A 20544-nucleotide genomic window follows, 5' to 3' on the forward strand; every position below is an offset into this window, starting at 1 on the left:
GTCAGCGCAGGTGCTTGCCGGCGTCCCAGCCCTGTGCGGTGAGATGGGTCTCGCCGAAATGCAGTGGCGCGTCTTCGAGCGGCGTTGCGAACGTGTCGTTCCAGCGATTGAGAAACCCGAACATCGCGATCACGGCGACGATTTCCACCACCTGCTCGTCGCTCCAGTGTTTGCGCAATTCCAGGAACATCTCGTCAGTGACGGCATTCGGCACGCAGCCTGCGGCAACGGCGACATCGAGCGCCGCGCGTTCGGCCGGCGTGAAGAGCGGGCTGGTCTGATAACTCCAGACCTGGTCGAGCTTGTCCTGCTCGACGCCGAGCTTGGCGGCACCCTCCGCCGTATGCGCCATACAATACCGGCAGCCGGCCGAGCGGCTCGCGACATGCGAAATCAGCCGCTTCAGCTTCAGGTCGACCTTGCTGTCCGGGGTCCAGATTGCCGCGGACATCTGGGTGAAGGCGCGCGTCAGATATGGATCGCGCTGCATGATCAGCATGGAATTCGGCACGAAGCCCATGCGCTTTTGGGTAGCGTCGAACTGGGCTTTCAGTTCCGGCGTGGTTTCGGGCGGCAGCGGTGCCAGGCGCGGCGGCGGCAATGTTCTCTGGTCCATGGTGTCATCCTTTCCAGGCAATACATTTCGAAGCGGACCGAATTCATCCGCGGTTCGCACCAATTTCGCGGTCTGACATTAATACTCGACCCGATCGGGATCGGTCGAGCGGGGATGCTTCCTGCGCTGCTCGTGCGCCGCGCCGCCATGCTTGCCCAATTCCCACCCGATTGTCTTGAGGTTTGACTCTGCCCAATCGACCGATTCCTGGTCGGTCACGGTCGCAATGGAGTTGTTCCAGCGATTATACCAGCCGGCAAGGCTGATGGCCGCGAGCATCTCGACAATCTGGCGGTCGGAATAATGTTTGCGCAAGTCCGCAAAATGCAGAGGCCCGACCGCGTTCGGCACCAGGGATGCGTCTCGCGCCAACCGCAATGCCGCCTTTTCCGCTGCACTGAATTCCGTCGACTGTTCGAAGGCCCAGATGTCGCGGATGCGATCCTCGTCGACGCCCATCATATGAAGCGTGTAAGCGCCATGCGCCTGGCAATGCTGACAACCGCCGGCGATGCTCGCCATCGTGAAAAGTTCGCTGCGGATCTGTCTGTCCAGATTGTTCTTGGAGACCATCACCCGTTCGACCAGACTCTGGAAGGTCTCCATCAATTCGGGCCAGCAGAAAATCTCCAGATTCTGTCTGTTCTGGTACGTCTCATCTGACATGTCGATATTCTCCGTCCGCATCATGGTTGCGAATTCGCAGTCCGCCCCGTTTAAAGGTCGACTTCGATCTCGCTGCCGGGCTGCGCGCCCCGCGAGCAGCACAGGATCATCTTCTGTTCACGTTCCTTCTTGCTCAGGACGTGATCGCGATGCTCGATTTCACCGGACAGCACCTTTACGGCGCAAACGCCGCAGATCCCATCGGAGCATTTTGTGTCCACGACAATGCCGATCTCGGCGAGTACGTCGGTCGCCCGTTTGTCAGCGGGGATTTCGATCCGCTTGCCGCTGCGCGCCAGTTTCAGCGTGAACGGCTCGTTCACATAATCCGGCGGTTCGGGAACGGTAAAATATTCGCGATGCAGCGCATCTTCCGGCCATCCCTTGGCAGCCGCGATCGCGAATAGTCCGTCCATGTAGCGCGGCGATCCGCATGTATAGAGATGAAATCCGTCCTGATAGCGCGGCAGCAAGGTATCGAAATCGGCGCGCGCCCCTTCGTCCTTCATGTGCAGCCGCACGCGATTGTGCCACGGCACCTGCGACAGGTCCGACATGAACGCGGCCGACGGACGGCTGCGGGCGCTGTAATGCAGTTCGAAATCACGGCCCAGCTCATGCAGCCGGTGCGCCATGGTGAGCATCGGCGTGATGCCGATGCCGCCTGCAAACAGAAACGACTTCGTCGCGCCTTCTTCCAGAGGGAAGTGGTTGCGCGGCGCGGAGATGAAAACGCGGCGCCCCTCGCGGAACGCGCGCAGCATCAGCATCGAGCCGCCGCGGCCTTGCGGCTCGCGCTGAACGCCGAGCACATATTTGGAATTGTCGGCGGGATTGCCGGCCAGGCTGTATTGCCGCAAATATTCCGGCGCGATCACAACGTCCACATGCGCGCCGGCGTTGAATTTCGGCAATTCGCCGCCATTGGCTGAAACGAATTCGAAGCGCGCGATATCCTCGGCCATGTCCTCGCGGCGCTTCAGGATCACCGGGAAGACCGGCGGCGGTCCGTCAGGCATCTTGAATTGCGGCACGAGGCCTGCGGTTTCACCGCGCGCGAGCCGGGCCTTGTGCTCGTCTGGTGACAACATCGCACGATAGCGCTCGATGCCCGCCTCGCGATTGACCGGGAACGGTACTGGGAACGGCGGCGGCATCACGTCGGCGGGGTAGACCGCGAGTGTCTGATCCTCGTATTTGAGATCGAGTTCGCGGTTGAGGCCGCGCGCATGTGTCGCCTTCGCGCGCTTGTGCTGCCCGGTGGCGCGATCGAGATCGATATCCCACCACCATTTCTTGACCGGATTGATGCCGCCGCGACCCAGGCGATCGTCAAGCCATGCAATCCAGCGTGCCGCGCCCGGAAAGCGCATCGCCACCCAGCGAAACGCCGCTTCGGAAAACAACCCTTCCAGATTCCACGGGCAGGTTTTCATGCAGCGGCCGCACATCGCGCCGCCCTGGTTTGTGATCCGGTAGCGCGCGCATTTTTCCGCATCCGATTTCCAGATCTCATAGCCATTATACATCAGCTTCGGCCCGGCGGTGATCGCACCCGACGGGCATTCGCGCGCACATTTGTTGCAGTTGTTGCAGAAGGTCTGAAGCCCGAAATCGAGCGGCTTGTCGTAGCTGAACGGCATGTCGGTGGTGACGATGCCCGATTTGAGCCGCGGTCCGAGATAGGGATTGAGGATCACCTCGCCGATGCGCGAGACCTCGCCCAGTCCGGACAGCAGCAGCAGCGGCGGCTGCAGCACGTCGCCATCCAGCACGGTATGCACGCGCGCCGAATAGCCGAGCCTGCGAATCTGCTCGGCGATCACGCCACCCAGAAGCGAGAAGCGCAGATAGGCGCGCATGCTTTGGGCAACGGAAATCCAGTCGTCGCCGCTAGCGCCCTCGAAGGTCTCATGCCCCTGGTCGTAGAGCATCGACACCGCATTCTTGTGATAGGGCTTCATCACGTTGCCGGCAGCGTCGTGGCTGTAATACGCCCATTCTGGACAGCGCGAGAGCCCAACCGCGTCCGTTGCCATGTAATAGGAGGCCGCCTTCACATTCGCGGCGTTGCGCCGAGGATCGGCGACCGAAGCTGACACCGGCCCGCGCGCCTCACCGAATTGCAGCAGCAGCAGCGCGCCGAGCGCACGCCGCGCGCAGGCGCCGATGGCGGATTTCTGCACATAGAAGCCGCCCTTGGCGTTGTTCTGCATCTCCTTGCCCATGTCGCCGAATACGGCACGGGCAAAGAAATCGGCGCGCTTGGGGAAGCGCGGCACGCGCGGTTCGTCGATGAAGGTCGTGGTCTTGTCGCGCCGCTTCAGCTTTTCGAACGGATAGGCGCCGAGATGGAACGGGCGCCGGCTATAGGGCACGTTGTTGAAGGCGTTCTTGGTGGTCCCCTTGCCGAGCCACCAGGCGGGTCCGTGGCTGCGAAGCCGGTCAAGGACACGCGGCGCGGCGAGCGGCAGGTCCGGTGCGAGGGCGAGCGTCGTGGTCACGGCGGCGAGGCCGAAGCGGCGCCCGACATAGGGATTTTCGATTGCGCGACCATCTGAGGTGACATGCGCAAGCCCCGCCGCGACCGCGAGCTTGTTCAGATCGACATCGCTGCTGGTTACCGTATGCGCACGCGCCTCATAGCCGAGCAGGCGGATATAGCTCGACAGGAGGATCGCTGTATTGGCCGCGAGCAGGCCGGCGCGCTGGGCCTGGCTGTCCATGAACCAGTCGCTGCCGGGCTCGGAAGGCGTCGGATCGCGAGTATATTCGACCAGGAAGACCAGCGCGTGGGTATGATGCGGGACCGGCCCAAGCGTCTTGCGCGCGGCGTCCAGCACGTCCGCATAGATCACATCGATGCCCGCTGCGAAGCTTTTGGGCTGACCTTTCTCTAGCTCGGCCACCAGGATCGGCAGGCTCGGATTGCGGATCGGCGTATCGAGTAGGGCTGTGGCCGGCAAAGCGGCGACGCCGACCATGGTGGCGTCGTAGTAATAGCCGGCCGCCTTCAGATGATCGGAGCGCTCCTGCGGGTCGTCCGGAATTTCCGCAGGTAGCGGCGTGACCGCGCCGTCCCGCACCACGTCGAACATGCCGACATAGCGTGTCATCGCGTTGACGAGCGATTCCGGATTGTGCGGGTCGTCGAACGAGACGGGCGCCATCTTCGGAACCGCGGCAAGGTCGGGCGGCGCAGGCGTCCGGCGCAGCCGTTCCAACGGATAGTGACCGAGATGAACCGGGCGGTTCTTGTACGAGAACAGCTTCATTGTTGCGGTTTGAATCCTGATGCTTTGACCGCCGGCGCCCAGCGGGCGCTGTCCGCATCGCGGAAGGCGGCGAGGTCTTCGGGGCTCGACGTTCTCGGGACCATATTCAAACCCAGGACCTTCGCCTTGGTTGCTGGGTCCGCAAGGCCATCGACAATGATCTTATTGAGCCGCTTGACGGTCTCGGCCGGCGTCTTGGCTGGTGCATAGACCGCATACCACCCCTGGCCTTCGGCGTTGATGCCGGCCTCCTTCATGGTCGGAACGTCAGGCAGGAGCGGCGACCGCTCGTTGCCCGATGTCGCGATCACGCGCGCCTTGCCGCCGCGATGCAGTTCAAGCGCATCGCCGAGGGGAACCACGGCGATCGGAATCTGCCCGCCGAGCAGGTCGGTCATGACCGCTCCCGATCCGCGATAGCTGACATGCTTGAGGTCCAGCCCGGTGCCGGTTGCGACCATGACCGCGAAGAAATGGCCAAGGCCTCCAGCACCTGGCGAACCGTAATTGGCCTGCGAAGGATTGGCCTTCGCCCAGGCGATCAGTTCCTTGACCGTCTTGATGTCGTTCTTCGACGAAACCGCGAGCGCGACGTCGAAGGTGGCGATCAAGGATACCGGCGTGAGATCGCGGACTGGATCGTATTCGAGGGTTGGGTAGGAGTGTGGATAGATCGACACCGGCGGGTTTGGCACAAAAAGCAGTGTCGTGCCGTCCGGCTCGGCCGTCACGACCGACTTGACGCCGATTTTCCCGGCCGCACCTGTGCGGTTTTCGACGATCACCGGCGCTGACAAACCGGCATTCAGCTTCTCGGCCACGATCCGGGCCATGGTGTCGCCGCCGCTTCCGGCGGCGAACGGATAAATCAGGCGAACCGCGTTTTGGTTCTGCGCGCGTGCGCCGGGTACGGCTGTCGCTCCCAGCAACACCGCCGCGCCCTTTAAAATCGATCGACGGTTCCAACGTCCGACCTGCATGGCATCCTCCCAGATATGTCGCTCCGCCTTTACGGCGGTTGGCAAGATAGTGACTTCACAAAGCGAACGAGGGGAAGCAGAATAGACCATCGGTCCGCACAGTGGACCAAAAAGCGGAACCGTTCTCATCTTCCGGAGCCGCCCATGGCTGGCAATCAACCGCAGACCGTGCATGCGCTGGAACGCGGACTTTCCGTGCTGTCGGCGGTCAATGAATTTTCGCCGGCCAGCCTTTCAATCCTGGTTGACGCCACGGGCTTGCCGAAGGCGACGATCGTGCGGCTGCTGCACACGCTCAGAGCGGCGGGTTATGTCGAGCGGGCGGAGAACAAGGGCTACCGGCTTTTGCCGAGGGTCCGCGATCTGTTCAGTTCACTCGACCGCGAGAGCGCGCCCACGCAAATTATCCGCCGTATGCTCAACGATTTTGCGACTATTGTGAAATGGCCGGCGGAGTTCATGGTCCGGGAGGGGGCGACCATGGTCATCGAGGTGTCCAACCGCGACAGCGCGCCGATCAATTTGCGGCGGTTCGAGCATGTGCGGTTTCCGCTATTGCACTCCGCTTCAGGCATCGCGCTGCTTGCCTGGTCGAAGCCGCGGCAGCGCGAGGACATCATCCGCTCCGCCCTGTTGCAGGAGAAGTCCTCGGAGCGAGCCGATGTTGCGAAGACGACGCGGCGCAAGATTTCCGAAGCGCTCGCGCGCGGTTATGGCATGCAAGATTACAACACGCCGATCGAGGGCACCCGTGCGATTTCCGTTCCGGTCTTTGCCGGCGACATGGCGGTTGCTGCCATGGCGCTGATATTCCTGCGCGATGCGCTTCCCCAAAGCCAGGTCGACACGGTCCTGGTTCCGAAACTGAAGGAGATCGCCAATAGTATCGGCCTGCAATATACCGCGCTCTTGCGCGGCCGATAGGGTAAGTGCGGATCAACAAGTAACGCGGCGGCCGTTCGGCAATGTCCAAGCCCAAAGAAGTCGCGCTGATTGGTGCCGGTTATGCCCATGTCATCGCCCTGCGCCGCTTTGGCTATCAGCTCATCCCGGCGGAAGTCAGATGCAACTCGTAGCAGCGCGCTATCCGTAGCCCGCCTCGCTTCCGCGGCTCCGAATTCGCAAACGTCAGCGATCGAGCGAAACACGAGCCGGCTCATCGTTGCGAAAGTCGCGTTTACAACGCTACCACAACTCACAACTTGTCTATATTGCCCTGCTCCATTTACTGAGCTAGCTTATAAGGCAACATCTCTCATCTCAGGAGAAGAAGGTCCATGATTATTAACGCTCCGAACAGTCCCGTCACTCTCGAAGAGTACGGCGCCATGAATATGGAACAGAGGCGCAAAGTTTGGCTCGATATCTCCGATATTACCGAGGCAGAGTTCGAAGCTCACATGGCCCATGAGAAGGCGCGAGAGGCGATCGTGCCGAAGGTTGGCAGCGAAGCGCCGGACTTCGTCGCCGATGTGCTGGATCGCGACCGCAAGCGAACGGGCGAGCAAGTGCGGTTATCGGACCTCCAGGGTGCGCCCGTTGGCATCATTTTTGGATCCTATACCTGACCGCCATTTCGTAAAAAGGCCGTGCGCCTTAACGAACTGTATGCGAAGTATAAAGATCAGGTCCGGTTCTATCTTGTGTATATTCGGGAAGCGCATCCGCATGACGGCTGGCGCGTACCAAATAACCTGATCGAAAACATCAATTATTACGAACCGACCACCGACGAAGAACGCACCGAGGTTGCCTCGGCTTGCCAAATCGGCCTCGACATTAAAATGCCGATGCTGATCGACCGCATCGATAACGATGTGGACAATAAGTATGTCGGGCTGCCAATGCGAATGTTCCTTGTCGATGCCAATGGCAAGATTGCATTCGCTGGCAAAAAGGGCCCATTCGGTTGGGACGATGAAGCCTTTGAGCAGGCACTTATAAAATTGATCTCCTGAAATACCGAGTGGGTAGAGGAGCCGTCATGTGGCGGCTCCTTTTTCTGTGCGGCCGCGTCCTTTGTTCTTTGGTTCAAGCATCAATAGCGGCGCTTTTCAGATCAAGCGAAACATGTTCCACTGAGGCGCCGGGGCTGCTGATAAAGCCGATCACAGCAGCATGAGCGTATCCGGCGCTACGAAGGGCGGCGACGCAAGCTCTGGCATCGGCGGCAGGCACTGACGCCAGCAATCCTCCGGCGGTTTGCGGATCGAAAAGCAGCGGATAAAGCGCATGGCCGCGTGCCCCATCGGGGTCGCGGATTGCGGAGCTCGATAGGGCATTCTGCGCGTGCACCGACGACAGAATGCCGCCCGCGCTCGTCTCGCGAGCGCCCTCCAGAACCGGGATGCTGTTGAGCGCGAGCGTGGCGTCGACATCCGAGGCGCGCACCATCTCGACAAGATGTCCCAGGAGGCCAAAGCCAGTGACGTCGGTTGCAGCGTGGACATCATGGCGGCGCAGAATCTCGGCCGCAGTTCGGTTTGACTCGATCATGTGGGATATCGTCGCCATGACCCAGCGCGCCTTGGCCCTGCCGCGCATGCCGGCGGCCAGAAGCGTGCCGGTTCCGAGGGGCTTGGTTAGGATCAGGGCGTCGCCGGGCCGCATGCCGCTCTTCCGTAGTATGCCGTCGCGCGCGACAAGTCCGTTGATCGCAAAGCCAAGCGCGAGTTCGACGCCTTCGCTGGTGTGGCCACCCACCAGCGCACAGCCGGCAGCGCGCAATGTCTCGTTCGCACCGATCATCATCGCGGCAAGGTCGGCTTCGACCTTCGCCTCGCGTCCGAACGGAATGGTCGCGATCGCCATCGCCGATTGCGCCTCGCCGCCCATCGCATAGATGTCACCGAGCGCGTGATTGGCGGCGATCCTTCCAAGCGTGTACGGATCGTCGATGAAAGCGCGGAAATAGTCGACGGTCTGTACCGAAAGCTTGTCGCCGCCGGTATCGACAATCGCGGCGTCGTCCGCCGTATCCAGTCCGACCATCACATCCGGCCGCGGCTCCGGCACGATGCCGCGGAGTGCACGTGATAATACCGCGGCACCGACTTTCGCGCCGCAACCACCGCAGCGTATCAGATCCAAGGAGTTAGATTGCTGGCCGGGCAGGGGCGAGTCCGCTACCTCAGGCAATTTCATTTCAGGCAGTTCGTTGAATTTGCGGATGAACCGGCGGTCGATCCAATCCTTCCAGCGCCACACCCATTTGCCCTGAAATGAGAAGCCGTTGCGGGTGCCGATGGCGTAGGCATCACCGGTCGAGACCAGATAGAGCGCGTTGCCCTGCGGCTGGTAGTCATGCAGCTTCTGGCCCAACAGCGTGCGGCGGATATTGTCGGCGAGCACCGGGCCGGCACGCACCGCGTAGACCCCTGACTTCGGCAAGGTACGTGGTGCGAAAGCGATCATATCTCCGGCGGCGAACACAGTATCGTGTCCGCGGGCGCGCAACGATGCGTCGACCACCAGGAAGCCGCGCTCGTCGAGCGGCAGTCCGGTCTGCTGCAGCCAGCGCGGCGCGGCCGCCTGTGTCGTCCACAGAATCTCATCGGCCTCGATCGGGGGAAGATCAGCAAGGAGCAGACGGCCCGCTTCGACGGCTGTGACCGGCGCGTCGACGATCGCAATGTCACGTTCCGAAAAAACCGCCCGAAAGCGGGCGCGAAAACCCGCAGGAAAAGTCGTCAGGATTCCGTCGGCGCCCGCGATCAACGTAAATGATAGCCCATCGGTCGAGTATCCGGCACGCATCGTCTCCTGCCGCAGCCGGCGCTCGAGCGAAAGGATCAACTCGACGCCGCCGGCCCCGGCGCCGACGACGGCAACGCGCGTGTGGCCCTTGCGATCGAGCATGCGTGCCAGCAAGCCCTCGAACCGGTCAAGAAAGCCATCGATCGGCTTGACCGGGATTGCATACTCGGCCGCGCCGGGGATCGCCTGTGTATTCGGGGTCGAGCCGACATCGAGCGAGAGCAGGTCGTATGCGACCGGCGGGCGATGCCTGCAGATCACATGGCGTGCGGCAGGATCGAGTCCGACGACCTCGTCCTGATAGAGGCGCGCCGCGGCGAACTGCGTCAACGGCGCGGTGTCGATGTGGGCTTCGTCGAAGTCGTAGTCGCCGGCGATCAGGCCCGGCAGCATTCCTGAATAGGGTGTGTGCACCTCGCGGGTGATCAGCGTCAGCCGCACGCCTGGGATTGGGCGCATGCCGAAGGCGCGAAGCACTGTTACATGAGCGTGGCCAGCGCCTACCAGCACGATATCTTTGACAACAGGCGTTATGCCGTGCATGCCCGCAGCATCTCTTGGTTATTGCTCGTCACTTCCTGTCGGCGGAACCGCGATCGTTCAACGTCCAATTGTAATCGTGAAATCGAGTCGCAAAGTTGGTCGGTAGCTTATTCGTCCGATAGCGGTTGACAAACGCGACAAGGCTCGAGTCGTGCGCGAGAAAATCTTCCGTGTAAAACTTGAAGATCGCGGAGAGCCATACTTCCTGCTTTTCAGGCTCGGCGCGGACATTCCGGCTCTCGTTGACGAATGTCCGCGTTGCCGCGTCGAGCTGCCTCTCGAGCTTGTCAGCGGTGAAGGCCATCCGCGGCAGGCGCGGACAGTCGACCACCATGCAATTAAGCGCAAAGTGAATGCGGGGATCGCCGATCGGCCTGATGACGTCGTTCTCGAACTTGTAAAGCGAGAGCGACTTTCCGCCAATCTTGAAGGTTCGTAACCAGAAAAATGTAATTTTGTTTAACCCTCCAAGACTTGTTGGAATCCCCGCGTCCACCACGCCGTACATCGCCAATGCGTTATACGCATTGATATAGTAGGCCAGCTTCGCCTGTCGACTTCGAAACTTGGCCGGCTGGCTGGTCGGATCGTTCGCAGCTATGAAGGCGACGACCTGATCGAGTTCGGCACGGTTGCGGGCAAGAGCGGCGAAATGGATTCGGCCTGCGTCGTCAACGTACTCGTTCAGCACCCTGGTCCAGAGTTCCTCCCATTCGCTCACATCGGCAGGCTGTATCTCGACAGCGGGAGCAACAGTCATGGAAAGGATCAGCGACAGCAGGCCAAAGGCCATTGCTTCGAAGCGTTGTACGAGTGACATCATGTTCCTCAAGCCGCTTCACAGAGAGTCCCAACACCTTTCAGTGGCGATTATGTCTGCGGATAGATCGTCACTTGGCAGGAGTGGCGGAGACCGGCGACGTGTCGCCATTGTGGGAGACGGTGCCTGTTAGGGGATTCCATAATGGACCATCTAGTCCACGGCCTATGCGAAGTGGTGCTAGGATAAATTCATCGCGCTTTGCGTTGTGAAGGCACATCGAGATCGGACCAGTCTGCGTTGCGGCCATGAAGCAACAGGCGTCGATACGTTGTTTTTCCAACGAACAGGCGTTCATAAAATTGTGCATGAAGAAGGACAGCTTATGCACACGCCCCCGCCCGGCAATGAGATCAACTTTTGCGCGCCACAGCTTCCGGCCAGTCCATGCGACACAAGCTGGCCATAGGCGTGGGCGCTTCAAGAGCCCAATCAAGAAGCTGAGCACCGAATTGACCTTGCTTCGGCGATCAAAACTGCGAAGCGCCGTTCCTTCAAGCACTGCCTGAAACAGCCGGACGTCATCCAGCGCATCGTAAGCGCGGCCATTGCTGACAAACGCCATTGCGTATCGATTGCACCTGGCGTGCCCTATATGGGCTGTATCGAACGAGAGCGGGGTTTGAGCACCCTGTTCAATCCGCTTCTGGACCGATTTCAACGTGATTGCTTCATGGCGGAGGCCGAGAGTCCCGCGTCCGGTGTCGGCTTGAAGCTGAAATGATGCCAGGCGGACCGCGTCGCTGTTTTTTACGAAAAAGGCGACTACGTCCGGGATTTGCTCGAAATTGTCGTCGGTCACCGTGGTGTTGAACATTACTGCGATCGGCAAGCCGCGCGCTCGCTCGATATAATCCTGCCGGATCGCATTGAGCGCCGCTTCGCTATCGAAACCTCGTCGCTGTTGCGTCATGTCGACGTGGAATGCCACATCTACCAAACCGGCAGCGGCAAGTTGTATTAGCAATTCGCGTTTGGCGCGAATGCCGTTGGTGAAGAGCGCAGGGTGCATGCCTTTGGCGGCGATACGCCGGACGACTTCAATCAACTCGTCTTTCTTACGGAGGGTAGGGTCACCTCCGGTGACCTGTACCCCGGTGCCGGGTCCATAGTAATCGAAAATCATGTCGATCCGGCGGAATAACTCCGCGAGCGGGATGTCCTTGACCGCCTCGGAGTGTTCCGACAAGTAGCAAGCGGTGCAGTCGAGATTGCAGCGCTGGGTGATTTCCAGCGCAACACAACCGATCGGCCAGCGGCGTCCCATGAACTGGCTGGCGTCCCATTGACCGGTCGCGTGCATCACACCGCGCGCTGAGACGATCGCGTCACGCGCCGACACTGCCGTCGGCTGCGCGAGGCGTAGCTCATCGCGCGTCAACAACTCGTTGTCATCGCCGGACGCGACACGGGAAGAGGACAGTTCAAATGAAGTGTTCAGGCCAATGTACCTCGTATCGGATATTGCTGAAGGTTTTTCGGCAGTTACTGGCTCTTTGCTTGAAGTTCGTTCGCCGCTTCAGGCCGCTGCGCTCCGTAGATGCCGCCGAGCACGGCACCGAAGATGATATGCAGCACGAATGTCATGACGGGCGCCATTATCCCGAGTGCCATCCCGAACAAACCCATTCCGGCCATTGGCATCACAGCGATCATCATCAGGAGCCATGCACCGACTCCAAATACAATCCCTTTGAGCCAATGACTGCTGCCCGGAAGATTCGGATCGAGCAGACCGAACAGGCCACCCCAGAATCCGGTGCCGATCACGAAATGGGCGATCCAGCCTGCGAGAGGTGAAGATGCCCCCATCATCTTTGTCAGCATGGCAATGACATCAAGTTCAGGCATCACTCCTATCAAGGCCTTCATGACCATTATGACCGACAGAACCGCTGTGGCGAGAAATCCGGCAATCTTGCCTTTCAAGATGTTCGAGTCAGTCATTTCAGCCTCCGTTCGCGCCGCCTTTGGGTTCAGAAAGAAAGCGCTTCGGCCGACATCGTCCAAGCAATTGAAATATTTGATCATTTTCAAAAAAACGGCAAGCAATCACGACCGCTTGACGTGCCTCCGGCAAACGGATCAGGAGTATTTCACCCGAATTCGCTTCAGTTGCCGAAAAAGTTACGACGTCGAAAAGATAGCGCTGCTCCGGCTTCTATCGCTGCTCTAGATGTCTTGGTCGTCAAGTGGTTGGTTCACGCGCCGCTATCGCTATCGCCGAGGGTCGAGTTCCGTTGGGTGCTTTGCCGGCCCCCGCGACGAGGATGTCGTGCAGGACATCGAAGACACGAACGCCGACTTCTCTTCGCTTTTGCGCAAGCCATGGAGCGGCGCGCAATGTCGTGGCGGCATCCAGAAATCCCTGCTTCCAGCGGGCTTTCATCGTAGACCGACTGAATTCGTAGTCTTTTGATTGTCCTTGAGCATCGAGCGGACGATAAATCAGCTGTACGATATCCATTTCTGTGACACAGCCGAACGCGAACAGGCGCTTGGCTTGTTCCGTTCCCGCGATTTCATCTGGCAGTAACTTGTACAGTTCGTTGATTGCATGACGCACGTCGTGCTTCTGCTGAAACGCATCCGTGCTGACGCGTGTTCGGCTTGAATAGCGGATGTCCTTTTCGCGCTCGCTGACGTCTTCAAGATTGTTCGGAAGGTGGCCGTGGCTGTGAAATACGTCAACTTGAAAGCACAACCTGCTGCGGCGCGGATAATAGTCCAGCGCATATTGAAGCGGCGTATTCGAGACCAGGCCGCCGTCCCAGTAATGCTCGCCATCGATTTCGATCGACGGAAATCCGGGTGGGAGTGCCGCACTCGCCATCACATGCTCTGGCCGGATCTTGATTTTCTCGCTGTCGAAGTAGGCAAGTGTGCCAGTCCGGACATTGACCGCACCAACGCTGAAGCGAATGTCTTTGGCATGGTTGATGCGGTCAAAATCGATCTGCCGTTCCAACGTACCCCTGAGCGCATGGGTTGAGTAATAGCTGGTGGGTTTCTGCAAGGAAAGCCAATCCGGAAACGCTCGGGGAGCAAAGAAGCCGGGTTGGCCGAAGGTCAGGGCAGCGAGCGCTCCCGCCCTTTGTTGCCACATGGCGAGCGGTCCGCTCAATTCAGAGGGCCAGAATGCCGTGGGCGCGGTGATGTCCTCCCAGAAGCGGCGCAGACGCTCGACGCGCATTTCCGGCGCATTTCCGGCGATGATTGCTGCATTGATTGCACCGATTGAAATTCCAGCCACCCAATCAGGCATGTATTCTGAGGACGCCAGCGCCTCGTATACGCCGGCCTGGTAGCTTCCGAGCGCGCCACCACCCTGCAGAACAAGAGCCACCTGCTTGTCGTAAGAGGACGGCCGAGCCGGCGAATGAGTGTTGGCCATATGATCGTCTCCGAGTATGTCATGAAGCTTTGCAAGGCGTTCTGATCTCAGGTCGGTGTGCTCGTGTGGTTTCGCAGAGGTCGATAGCGATGCCGCCGACGTCCGCTTGTAGGGAGCGGAAGAAGTGGGTCCGCTCGGGCGGTCGAGTGCATGGCTTGCTCAGCTATTTGGATTGCAGTGCTGTGATGCCGTCCCAGGCCGACGGGGGCGGAGCCCTTTCGAATATTTCGCAACGTGCCGACAAGACCTCCGAAGGCCAGTCCTCCCCTCGTTCGCTTACGACGCGCCGGAACAGAGTGTGTGCGTAAGCCCACTCGCGCCTCCGATAGTGACACAAGGCGGTTTCATATATTTCGATCCAGGCAGGCTTGTTGCCTTGGCCGAGCGCAATCAGTTCGAAGATGGCAGTTGCCTGATCGCGACCGAAGACGACGATTCGGTCGAGTTCTCGCATGATCACTCGGTTCGCGACCCGACGGGCGGTCTCTTCGCCGACAATGATAGAGGTGCGATAAAGCTTGTTGGCTGCTTCGAGGCGGCTGGCCAGATTTACAGTGTCCCCCAATACCGTGTAATTCAGTCGCGACTGAGTTCCGATATTGCCGACAACAGCTACGCCAGTGTTGATACCTATACGCACTCCAATCGGTTGGCCGGGACCGCCGCTGCTCTGAAGACGGTTGAGCTTGTGCTCTATCTCTAACGCTGCCTTGCAGGCATGGAAGGCATGATCGTCTTCGTCGCGAGGCGCGCCCCAGAACGCCATCACCGAATCGCCGACAAACTTGTCAATTGTCCCCTTCTGATCCTCAACCGCCGTGGTGGCGGCATCCAGAAATGCTCCGATAACCGGAATTACGTCGTTCCCCAATTTCTCGGAGAGGTGCGTAAATCCCGGCATGTCCGCGAACATGACCGTAACAGGCCTCACCGCGCCCCCGGGCTTGGCTTCCACGCCAGCCGCAATTAGTTGCGCGACAAGATCCTTGGGAACGTATTTGGCGAATGCCGACAACCCGACCACCATGCGTCCCAGCCCTAACGTCAGCTGGTTCAGTTCATTGATCCTGGACAAAGCCCGCTCGGGTCTCTCAAATGCAAGGCGCTCGACCTTGCCAAAATCCGCTACCAGCGACTGAAGCGGTTGCGCCAGTCGGCGCGCGAGCATGACCGCGCCGGCGGCTACAATTAAAGTTACGATAGCGAGTAGAGCGATCAGGCGGGTTTCGGTTCTCTTTATGTCTGCAAGGAACTCTCCTTCTGGAATAACGACGGCAACCACCCATCCCTTAAATCCAAGCGGAATGAGTCGAGTATTGTAGAACTCACCGTTTAGCTCTTGTCGCACGCGATCGGCTTGTAGCGCGGACGCCGGAGTCTTGCCCATCTGTGCCGCCAGTCCAAGCACCAGCGCAACAAGCGGATGGGACTGGAACCCGGACTGTCGCGTTTCGTCGGCAGCCGGGTCTGGCCACGCAAGGAGGCGACCGTCCGAAGCGATTATGAAGGCCGCTCCGGCACGGCCAACCTCAAGACTTGCAAGAAATCGGGAGATCCGACTGAGTTCGATTGAAACGGCGAGAACGCCATGTCGCTTCTGATAGATTTCGATCGGGCCTGCAAATGAGATTGCGTCCTTGGTATAGTCAGCGACCTCGCTAACAATGAACCAAGCCGGCCCCTCTGACTCGAAGGAAGCGCGATACCAACGCTGCTCTGTGACGCGATAGTCTGTCGGAACACGCACGCGTCGTTCGAATTCGATATCGCCAGTAATAACACGATATGTATCAACGCGTCGTTTCGATACGTGGTTTTCGAGCTCAATTTCCATCATCTCAATTGAACCTGCTCCGAGTTTGTGGGAGGCAAAGAAAGTCCCGTCGGGCCAGCCAAAGGCGATCCATGAGAGCGTCGGTTGGGCTTGTAATTGAGATAAAAAGACAAACTCACGTTTGTCGGCCTCGTTCGGCTCGATAACATTCTGAAGAAATATTGTTCTGATCGCGCCATATGCGCTCTCTGCATTCAGGATCAGCGCTCCCAGCTCCCGCTTCACGGCGTCGGAGATCTGTTGCTCCACATTCTCCAAGAGCCTTTGGTTTCCGACATCCGCGGTCCGCTTCCAGAGCAGGTGGGTGACGACCACGCCAGGAACAATACAGGCAAAAGCAAATGCGATCAGGACATCGCGAATGCTGATCTGCATGGCTCGATCAAGTTAAAAGAGTGAAGGACCGGGCCAACAGCCTATCAATTATCCGGCGTGTGTCCCTCCGAACCAATAGAGAGCGCTGTTGGTTTACGTCTCTCACTTCATGAAGCCAATGAATTATGAGCATGTCTGGACCTCAACGAATCGTGACCGTTCGGCCAATCGCGGCGAGTCGAACATGGGTTCGTCTGAGGGACGGAATTTGTTACAGCGAATATGATGTGCTTATCGATCCGAAAGCGCAGCTGAGATTCAACCGCTTGCCGGGGCAGGTCGCCCTCCGCTAAGCATCCATGCGTATTGTGAATGTCGCTGGTGTCGATCGATTACCGCGCGGTCGGATCTCGGGTGCGACTGCCGCAGGTTCAAGCCGGGTTCGGTCGCTCAGAAAATTATACAGAAGCTCATGGCAGAGCGAGAGCGTGATGTCGTGTGGAGTATGGCTGAGAGCGCCCCTGACGGGCTTTATCGTCGGGAGAAAAGGGGCGAGCAACTAAGATCGACAAAGATAAACTCGGCGACGATAGAGGATCGTCGCCGAGCGATGCGTCATTTTGCCAATTCGAATTTGCCGTTCTTGATTTCCAGCATCACGACGCTCTGCGGTTCGAGGCCGTAGTGATCTTGGGGAGAGTAGGTGTAGATACCGGTGACGCCGATATGGCCTTTGGTTTTCTCGATCGCGGCCCGGATCGCCTTCGCGTCGGTGCCGGCGCTTTTGATGGCTGCAGCCAGTATCATCACTGAATCGTAGCCGTTGCCCGCGAATGAGGCCGGCGCATTGCCGAATTTCTTCTGGAACGCTTCGTTAAACTTGATCACGACCGGTTTCTGCGGATCGCTGTCGGGCAGGCTTTCGGCAACATAGGTTTTGGAAGACGGGAACTTGATGCCGTCGGCGGCGGGCCCGGCAAGTTTGACGATGTTCGGGTCGCTCAGTCCGTGCGACGCGTAGACCGGAACCTTAAGTCCGAGCTGCGCAATATTCTTGAACACGATGGCCTGTACCGGACCGGTGGCCCACATGACAAGCGCCTGGATGTCCTGATCGCGAATTTTCGTAACCTGAGGTGTCATATCCTGGTCGTTGTTCGCAAAGGTCTGCTGGGTCACGATCTTGATGCCGGCCTCAGGCGCCATGCGCTCCCACTGCTCACGAGCGCTCAGCCCGAAAGCGGTATCGGCGTTCATCAGCGCGATCTTGGTGATGCCCTTCTTCTTCAAGTCCTCAATGATGCGACCGATCACCAGGACGTCCGTCATCGGCACAAGGAACGCCCACTGCTTCTTCTCGACAGGCTGGACGATCTTTCGCGACGCTCCGTTCGAGACCAGCGGTACTTCGGCGCGTTGAACCGTGTCCAGAATCGAGAAGCTTGCGCCGCTGTTCATCGCGCCGATCAGCGCGAGCACCTTGTCACGCTCGATCAGACGCTTGGCCGCGATCAGCGCCTTTGTCTCGTCGCTTTCGGTGTTCACGTGCACCATCTCGAGCGTCCTGCCGTTGATGCCGCCCGCCTTGTTGATCTCCTCAAGAGCGAGCTGCGCTCCCAGAAGGCCCTGGTTGCCGAGGCCGGCCAGAAAGCCTGAGGTTTCGAACATGGCGCCGATCTTGATCGGATCGGCAGCCTGAGCATGCGGCGGCAGAAGGGCCAGGGCGGCGGCAAGCATTAAGGGCTTAAGTCTCATGTTCTCCTCCAAGGGTTGTGTAACAATCAATCCACGAGCGTCGAGACTGCAGCTTCCGGCGTTGCGGCGTTTAATCGTCCCCTTCCGGAATCCCCGAGATACGCGGAAACAATATCGGAGTTGGCGAGCAAATCGCGTGCCGGACCATTTGTGACGATGTTGCCGAGTTCGACAACATAACCGCGGTCCGCGATCTCGAGAGCCGCCCGGGCGTTCTGTTCGATGAGCAGAATCGAGAGGCCACGGGCACGCAACTCAAGTAGACGCTCGAAAATCTCGTCAATCACGCGCGGCGCGAGGCCGAGCGACGGCTCGTCCAGCATCAGAAGGCGGGGCGAACTCATCAATGCGCGGCCAATGGCTAGCATTTGTCCCTCGCCACCGCTCAAGGTCTCGGCGAGCTGATGGCGCCGTTCGCGCAATCGCGGGAAAAGGGCGAATACTTCGTCCATCACTCCAAGCAGCGCTTTGGACTTGTGGTAACTGAGACGCTCAATGCCTCGGCCGCGCGTGTATCGGCCGAGCGAGAGGTTATCCTCGACGCTCAGTGAGCCAAAGATTTCGCGGCCTTCAGGCGCGAGGCTGATTCCGGCCCGCACGATCGCGGTTGAAGACAGCCCGGACAATGACTGGTCTGCGAGCGTTATCGAGCCGCGCTGAATGCTGACGACCCCGGCGATCGCTTTGAGCAATGTGCTTTTCCCGGCGCCGTTGGGTCCGACGACTGCTACCATTTCACCCTGTCCGACGGTGAGCGACGCATCATTCAGTGCGCGCAGACCGCCATATGAAACCGAAACCTCGGCAACGCTCAGGAGCGGTTCGGATGACTGAGGGGCCCGAGGTCCTGCACCTGGTTCGGACCGGGAAGAGCGGTGCGCGCCGAGATAGGCCTCGATGACCGCCGGTTCCTCGCGTACCTCCTCAGGCGTCCCGTCTGCGATAAGCCGACCCTGATCGAGGACAATAACGCGCCTCGCCAAACGTCCGACGAGCGACATGTCATGCTCGACGAAAATGATTGTCTTGCCGCCGTCCGAAAGCTTGCGGATGACGTCGAGCAGCTTGTCCTTCTCGACCGCGTTAAGCCCGGCGCCGGGTTCGTCAAGCAAAAGCCAATCCTGACCGGTGGCCAGCGCGCGCGCGATCGAAACCAGACGCCGCTCGCCCGCGGGCAGCGCATTGGCGGGAACGTCAGCGCGATGCCGCAAGCCTACCGTATCGAGGCACTCGTCCGCGCGACGCTGCAGTTCCGACAGCCTGCGGCCGGCAGCGGGTAAACCGAGCAGCGCTTCCATCAAACCGGAGCCAGCGCTTCGTGCGCCACCGGCGATGACATTGTCGCGTACGCTCATCGAACCGAACAGATGGAGTTGCTGAAATGTTCGCGCAATTCCGCGATTGGTGACGGCGTGCGCGGGGGAAGCGGTGATTCTCTCGTCGTTGAAATGGACCTCGCCGGCGGTAGGTATTTGTTCTCCCGCCAGCATATCGAGCAAGGTGCTCTTACCGGCGCCGTTCGGTCCGATCAGCGCCACAAGCTCGCCAGACTGAACCGTGAATGTAACGTTGTTAACCGCAGTCAACGCGCCAAATCGTTTGGTGATGTCGAGAACCGCAAGCATCAGGCCGGCGCCTTGCTGCGTGTTGCGGAAACGCGGCGCCACGCGGCGCGCGCCATCTCGAACAGGCCGAACAAAAGGCCTTGCGGGAACTTGATGCTGATCACCACCAGCAGCAGCCCGTAAACAACTACGTCAAGATAGCCTAGGTCCTGCAACGGTTCTGTAATGACAGTAATGAAAACAACCGCAAACAGCACGCTCCAGACCCCGGAAAAGCCACCGATCGCAACCATGAGCAAAAGCTTCACGGAAAACGAGACGTTGAACGGCGCCGGTGAAATGAAGCCGATATAATGCGCGTACAAACTGCCGCCGACCGAAGACAGGACCGCGCTCAGCACAAGAATATTTCGTTTCACGCTGGCGACGTTGATTCCGACCGAGGAAGCGGCGCGCTCATGGTCGGCGACGCTGCGCATCATGTAACCGTAGGGCGCGCGCACGAGATTCGACGACATCGCGATGGCGGCGAGGCAGGCGGCGGCGGCGACGGGCAGAAACGCGATGTCCTTTGTCAACTCGTAGCCGAACAACGAAAGTGGTGGAATTCCGATAAAGCCAACCGAGCCGCCAGTGAACGTTCGCAGCTCCACGAATGCCACATAGGCGATGATGCCGAATCCGAGCGTGGCTATCGCGAGATGATGTCCCTTCAGCCGGAAGATGATCCATCCCAGCAACCAACCCACCAAACCCACCAGACATGCTGCGATGGACATCGTGATCCACGGCGACAGCACGAGATCGCGGCTCAGGATTCCAGACAGATAGGCGCCCAGCCCATAGAACGCCGCATGCCCAAGCGAGATCTGTCCCGTATAGCCGAGCAGAAGCGCGAGCCCGAGGGCGGGAAGCGCATGCAGGAGCACGATGATTGTGAGGTTCATCAGATAGACGCTGCCGGACGCTGCAATGCAGCCGATCGCGACGACGAAAACCAGATAACTGTAGGCTGGACGCATCGT

The 20544-nt window shown here is 59.5% G+C and carries 15 protein-coding genes and 2 pseudogenes; 3 read left to right on the plus strand and 14 right to left on the minus strand.

The window, feature by feature from the left end:
• Window position 1 precedes the first annotated feature (1 nt).
• From AB7F49_RS07445 to AB7F49_RS07465, 5 genes and pseudogenes are all read right to left on the minus strand, one after another.
• Entirely contained in the window at window positions 2–616 is a 615-nt protein-coding gene (locus tag AB7F49_RS07445; RefSeq protein ID WP_428521203.1) for a carboxymuconolactone decarboxylase family protein, read from the minus strand.
• Between the two features lie 78 nt (window positions 617–694).
• Window positions 695–1282 carry a carboxymuconolactone decarboxylase family protein gene (locus AB7F49_RS07450; protein WP_428521204.1) on the minus strand — a complete coding sequence of 196 codons (588 nt, stop codon included), beginning with the start codon at window positions 1280–1282 and terminating at the stop codon, window positions 695–697.
• A gap of 50 nt (window positions 1283–1332) precedes the next feature.
• On the minus strand, window positions 1333–2247 hold the full coding sequence (locus AB7F49_RS07455; protein ID WP_428521269.1) for a PDR/VanB family oxidoreductase: 915 nt from the start codon (window positions 2245–2247) through the stop codon (window positions 1333–1335).
• Between the two features lie 462 nt (window positions 2248–2709).
• A pseudogene (locus AB7F49_RS07460) lies at window positions 2710–4557 on the minus strand (NAD-binding oxidoreductase); the annotation flags it as partial.
• Window positions 4554–5537, minus strand: coding sequence for a Bug family tripartite tricarboxylate transporter substrate binding protein (locus tag AB7F49_RS07465; protein ID WP_428521205.1), 984 nt, complete (start codon window positions 5535–5537; stop codon window positions 4554–4556). The gene AB7F49_RS07465 and the pseudogene AB7F49_RS07460, both read right to left, overlap by 4 nt.
• Before the next feature lie 144 nt (window positions 5538–5681).
• Between AB7F49_RS07465 and AB7F49_RS07470 the strand changes: the two genes are divergently transcribed.
• The 3 genes and pseudogenes from AB7F49_RS07470 to AB7F49_RS07480 form a co-directional block, all read left to right on the plus strand.
• The gene (locus AB7F49_RS07470) at window positions 5682–6461 is read left to right on the plus strand and encodes an IclR family transcriptional regulator (protein WP_428521206.1); all 780 of its coding nucleotides are present in this window, start codon (window positions 5682–5684) and stop codon (window positions 6459–6461) included.
• Window positions 6462–6814: 353 nt separating this feature from the next.
• Window positions 6815–7105, plus strand: a complete 291-nt coding sequence (locus AB7F49_RS07475) for a hypothetical protein (protein ID WP_428521207.1) — start codon at window positions 6815–6817, stop codon at window positions 7103–7105.
• Window positions 7106–7117: 12 nt separating this feature from the next.
• Window positions 7118–7495, plus strand: a pseudogene (locus AB7F49_RS07480) (deiodinase-like protein); the annotation flags it as partial.
• Between the two features lie 73 nt (window positions 7496–7568).
• Here the strand turns inward: AB7F49_RS07480 and selD are convergent.
• From selD to AB7F49_RS07525, 9 genes are all read right to left on the minus strand, one after another.
• Window positions 7569–9836 (minus strand): selenide, water dikinase SelD, encoded by a 2268-nt coding sequence (selD, locus tag AB7F49_RS07485; RefSeq protein WP_428521208.1) that lies wholly within the window; start codon window positions 9834–9836, stop codon window positions 7569–7571.
• Window positions 9837–9864: 28 nt separating this feature from the next.
• Complete coding sequence (locus AB7F49_RS07490; RefSeq protein ID WP_428521270.1) at window positions 9865–10659, minus strand: DUF547 domain-containing protein; 795 nt, start codon at window positions 10657–10659, stop codon at window positions 9865–9867.
• A gap of 67 nt (window positions 10660–10726) precedes the next feature.
• The gene (locus AB7F49_RS07495; RefSeq protein WP_428521209.1) at window positions 10727–11998 is read right to left on the minus strand and encodes a radical SAM protein; all 1272 of its coding nucleotides are present in this window, start codon (window positions 11996–11998) and stop codon (window positions 10727–10729) included.
• Between the two features lie 143 nt (window positions 11999–12141).
• Window positions 12142–12603, minus strand: a complete 462-nt coding sequence (locus AB7F49_RS07500; RefSeq protein WP_428521210.1) for a DUF6789 family protein — start codon at window positions 12601–12603, stop codon at window positions 12142–12144.
• 241 nt (window positions 12604–12844) lie between these two features.
• On the minus strand, window positions 12845–14050 hold the full coding sequence (locus AB7F49_RS07505; RefSeq protein WP_428521211.1) for a DUF3734 domain-containing protein: 1206 nt from the start codon (window positions 14048–14050) through the stop codon (window positions 12845–12847).
• 163 nt (window positions 14051–14213) lie between these two features.
• Window positions 14214–16259, minus strand: a complete 2046-nt coding sequence (locus tag AB7F49_RS07510; protein ID WP_428521212.1) for an adenylate/guanylate cyclase domain-containing protein — start codon at window positions 16257–16259, stop codon at window positions 14214–14216.
• Window positions 16260–16814: 555 nt separating this feature from the next.
• Complete coding sequence (locus tag AB7F49_RS07515) at window positions 16815–17954, minus strand: ABC transporter substrate-binding protein (protein WP_428521213.1); 1140 nt, start codon at window positions 17952–17954, stop codon at window positions 16815–16817.
• Window positions 17955–17980: 26 nt separating this feature from the next.
• On the minus strand, window positions 17981–19621 hold the full coding sequence (locus tag AB7F49_RS07520) for an ATP-binding cassette domain-containing protein (protein ID WP_428521214.1): 1641 nt from the start codon (window positions 19619–19621) through the stop codon (window positions 17981–17983).
• Complete coding sequence (locus AB7F49_RS07525) at window positions 19579–20541, minus strand: branched-chain amino acid ABC transporter permease (protein ID WP_428521215.1); 963 nt, start codon at window positions 20539–20541, stop codon at window positions 19579–19581. The genes AB7F49_RS07520 and AB7F49_RS07525 overlap by 43 nt, the downstream gene beginning before the upstream one ends.
• Window positions 20542–20544: the final 3 nt, after the last annotated feature.

The sequence above is a fragment of the Pseudorhodoplanes sp. genome, assembly GCF_050250235.1.
In the GTDB taxonomy this organism is placed as follows: domain Bacteria; phylum Pseudomonadota; class Alphaproteobacteria; order Rhizobiales; family Xanthobacteraceae; genus Pseudorhodoplanes.

What these genes read in the sequence shown, in the direction of transcription:
- selD (WP_428521208.1), bottom strand. Translation starts at nt 9,836, where the DNA reads ATGCACGGCATAACGCCTGTTGTCAAAGATATCGTGCTGGTAGGCGCT.
- AB7F49_RS07475 (WP_428521207.1), top strand. Translation starts at nt 6,815, where the DNA reads ATGATTATTAACGCTCCGAACAGTCCCGTCACTCTCGAAGAGTACGGC.
- AB7F49_RS07450 (WP_428521204.1), bottom strand. Translation starts at nt 1,282, where the DNA reads ATGTCAGATGAGACGTACCAGAACAGACAGAATCTGGAGATTTTCTGC.
- AB7F49_RS07515 (WP_428521213.1), bottom strand. Translation starts at nt 17,954, where the DNA reads ATGAGACTTAAGCCCTTAATGCTTGCCGCCGCCCTGGCCCTTCTGCCG.
- AB7F49_RS07455 (WP_428521269.1), bottom strand. Translation starts at nt 2,247, where the DNA reads ATGGCCGAGGATATCGCGCGCTTCGAATTCGTTTCAGCCAATGGCGGC.
- AB7F49_RS07470 (WP_428521206.1), top strand. Translation starts at nt 5,682, where the DNA reads ATGGCTGGCAATCAACCGCAGACCGTGCATGCGCTGGAACGCGGACTT.
- AB7F49_RS07465 (WP_428521205.1), bottom strand. Translation starts at nt 5,537, where the DNA reads ATGCAGGTCGGACGTTGGAACCGTCGATCGATTTTAAAGGGCGCGGCG.
- AB7F49_RS07505 (WP_428521211.1), bottom strand. Translation starts at nt 14,050, where the DNA reads ATGGCCAACACTCATTCGCCGGCTCGGCCGTCCTCTTACGACAAGCAG.
- AB7F49_RS07500 (WP_428521210.1), bottom strand. Translation starts at nt 12,603, where the DNA reads ATGACTGACTCGAACATCTTGAAAGGCAAGATTGCCGGATTTCTCGCC.
- AB7F49_RS07525 (WP_428521215.1), bottom strand. Translation starts at nt 20,541, where the DNA reads ATGCGTCCAGCCTACAGTTATCTGGTTTTCGTCGTCGCGATCGGCTGC.
- AB7F49_RS07445 (WP_428521203.1), bottom strand. Translation starts at nt 616, where the DNA reads ATGGACCAGAGAACATTGCCGCCGCCGCGCCTGGCACCGCTGCCGCCC.
- AB7F49_RS07490 (WP_428521270.1), bottom strand. Translation starts at nt 10,659, where the DNA reads ATGATGTCACTCGTACAACGCTTCGAAGCAATGGCCTTTGGCCTGCTG.
- AB7F49_RS07510 (WP_428521212.1), bottom strand. Translation starts at nt 16,259, where the DNA reads ATGCAGATCAGCATTCGCGATGTCCTGATCGCATTTGCTTTTGCCTGT.